2 protein-coding genes and 1 pseudogene are annotated in these 2,252 nt (G+C 76.4%); 2 read left to right on the forward strand and 1 reads right to left on the reverse strand.

Going from position 1 to position 2,252, the window contains the following annotated elements; genetic code table 11:
- Positions 1–394 (reverse strand): annotated as a pseudogene (locus ACFXGA_RS35805) (hypothetical protein); the annotation flags it as partial.
- A 108-nt stretch (positions 395–502) separates the two neighbouring features.
- Here ACFXGA_RS35805 and ACFXGA_RS35810 point away from each other — a divergent pair.
- Both ACFXGA_RS35810 and ACFXGA_RS35815 read left to right on the forward strand, forming a co-directional pair.
- A complete protein-coding gene (locus tag ACFXGA_RS35810) occupies positions 503–1,417 on the forward strand; it encodes an ABC transporter ATP-binding protein (protein ID WP_378096055.1) in 915 nt (304 codons plus the stop codon).
- Positions 1,414–2,118, forward strand: coding sequence for an ABC transporter permease (locus tag ACFXGA_RS35815; RefSeq protein WP_378096058.1), 705 nt, complete (start codon positions 1,414–1,416; stop codon positions 2,116–2,118). The genes ACFXGA_RS35810 and ACFXGA_RS35815 overlap by 4 nt, the downstream gene beginning before the upstream one ends.
- Positions 2,119–2,252: the final 134 nt, after the last annotated feature.

The raw sequence follows: 2,252 nt of genomic DNA on the forward strand, positions 1-2,252 counted from the left end.
CCCCCCCCCGCCCCCCACCCCCCCCGCCGGCCCCCCCGCGGGGCCCGGCGGGCAGGGACGCGGCCACGTGCGCGATCACCAGCGCGGGCAGCAGCGACCAGGCCGCCAGGAACCCGCCGCCGGCGCACATCACCGCCCACGCCGCCAGCGCCACCGCGAACGTCGCCGCGTGCTCCCACGGCCGGCCGCCGCCGCGGCCCAGCCCGTCCATCGCCAGGCGCAGGTACCGGGTGTGCTGGACGACCACCACGACCACCGCCGCCCCCACCAGCAGCGACTTGACCAGGCCGTAGTGGTTGGCGAGCAGGTCGAGCGCGGTGCCGACGAGGACGACCGCGCCGCCCGCCAGCACGGACCACCACGTGTAGCGGCGGAGCCTGGTCAAGGGGGTCACCAGGCGAATCTACGAGCCGGGTCGCACGCCTGTCTGCTGACATCTGTCACACGGACCGGTGCGCGACGGCACTGGGGGGCGCGCGGGCGGGCGACGAGCATGGCGGCCATGGGTGAAGCGGTGATCGACGTGGCGGGCCTGAGGTGCCGCTACGGTGACTTCGAAGCGGTCCGGGGGATCGACTTCGAGGTCCGGCGGGGGGAGCTGTTCGCGCTGCTCGGCACGAACGGCGCGGGCAAGACCACCACCATGGAGACGCTGGAGGGGCTGCGCGCCCCGTTCGCCGGCACCGTGCGGGTGCTGGGGCTGGACCCGTTCCGCGACCGCGCGGCGCTGCGCGGCCGCACCGGCGTCATGTTGCAGGACAGCGGGTTCCCGGCCGACCTCACCGCGCGTGAGATGGTCGCGTTGTGGGGCGCGACGAGCGGCCGGCGGGCCACCGAGGACGTGCTGGCGCGGCTGGACCTGGCGCACCGGCGCGACGTGCGGATCAAGCAGCTGTCCGGCGGCGAGCGGCGGCGGCTCGACCTCGCGCTGGCCGTGCTGGGGCGGCCCGAGCTGCTGTTCCTGGACGAGCCGACGACCGGGCTGGACCCCGAGTCGCGGCGGCGCACGTGGGACGTGGTGCGCGGCCTGCTCGCCGAGGGCACGACCGTCGTGCTGACCACGCACTACCTGGAGGAGGCCGAGTCGCTCGCGCACCGGCTGGCGATCCTGCACGAGGGCGAGGTCGCGGTGTCCGGGGCGCTGGTGGACGTGCTCGCCGCCCAGCCCGCGCGGATCGCGTTCGACCTGCCCGAGCCGCTCGACGTGAGCGCGCTGCCGATGCTGTCGGGCGACGTGGTGCACCGGCCGTCCGGCCGGGTGGAGGTGCGGACCCGCGAGCTGCAGGACGACCTCGCGGTGCTCCTGGCGTGGGCGCGGCAGGAGGGCTTGCGCCTGGGACGGATCCGCGCGCACCACGCCTCGCTGGAGGACGTGTTCCACGGCGCCCGCGCCGGGCGCGAGGCGGTGGCCGCGTGATCGCCGCACTGGGCGTGGCCGAGCTGAAGCTCCTGCTGCGCAACCGGACCGCCGCCGCGCTGGCCGTGCTGATGCCGCTGGCGATGGGCGCCTACTTCGCGCTGACCGCGGACGGCGAGCCGTCCGGCTGGACCACGGTGGTGACGCTGCAACTGCTGTTCTCGCTCGGGTTCACCGTGTACGTGACCGTGACGACCGCGTTGACGGCCCGCCGGCAGGACCTCTACCTCAAGCGGCTGCGGACGGGCGCGGCGTCGGACGCGGTGGTGCTGACCGGCGTGCTGCTGCCGGTCGTGCTGCTGGGGCTCGCGCAGGCGGTGGTGCTGCTGGGCATCAGCGTGGCGGCCGGCGCGCCGCTGCCGGCGCGGCCGGAGCTGCTGGCCTTGGCGGTGGTCGGGGGAGTGGCGCTGAGCTGCGCGGCGGGCGTGTGCACCAGCGGGGTGACCAACACCGCGGAGCTGGCCCAGATCACCACCGCGCCGTTCTTCTTCGCCCTCGTCATCGGCGGCCTGCTGGGGTCCGCCGGGCCGGTGGACGTGCGGCTGTTCCTGGTGCCGGGCAGCGGCCTGGGCACGCTGGTCGGCGCGGCGTGGGGAGGCCCGACCGGGCAGGTCGGCCCGGCCGCCCTGTCCGTGGCGCTGTGGGTGGTGGCGGCGACCGGCCTGGCCGCCCGCTTCTTCCGCTGGGACCCGCGCACGTAGGACGCCCGGGCCCCGGCGGGGGGGGGGCCCCCCGGGGGCCGGCCCCCCCCCCGCCCCCGGGGCGGCCACGGGCGGGGGGGTTGACAACAAAGAAGAGGGGCGCGGGTGTTGTGGGTGGTTTATAGGGGGTGGGA

Source organism: Actinosynnema sp. NPDC059335 (genome assembly GCF_042752395.1).
In the GTDB taxonomy this organism is placed as follows: Bacteria; Actinomycetota; Actinomycetes; order Mycobacteriales; family Pseudonocardiaceae; genus Actinosynnema.

What these genes read in the sequence shown, in the direction of transcription:
- ACFXGA_RS35810 (WP_378096055.1), top strand. Translation starts at nt 503, where the DNA reads ATGGGTGAAGCGGTGATCGACGTGGCGGGCCTGAGGTGCCGCTACGGT.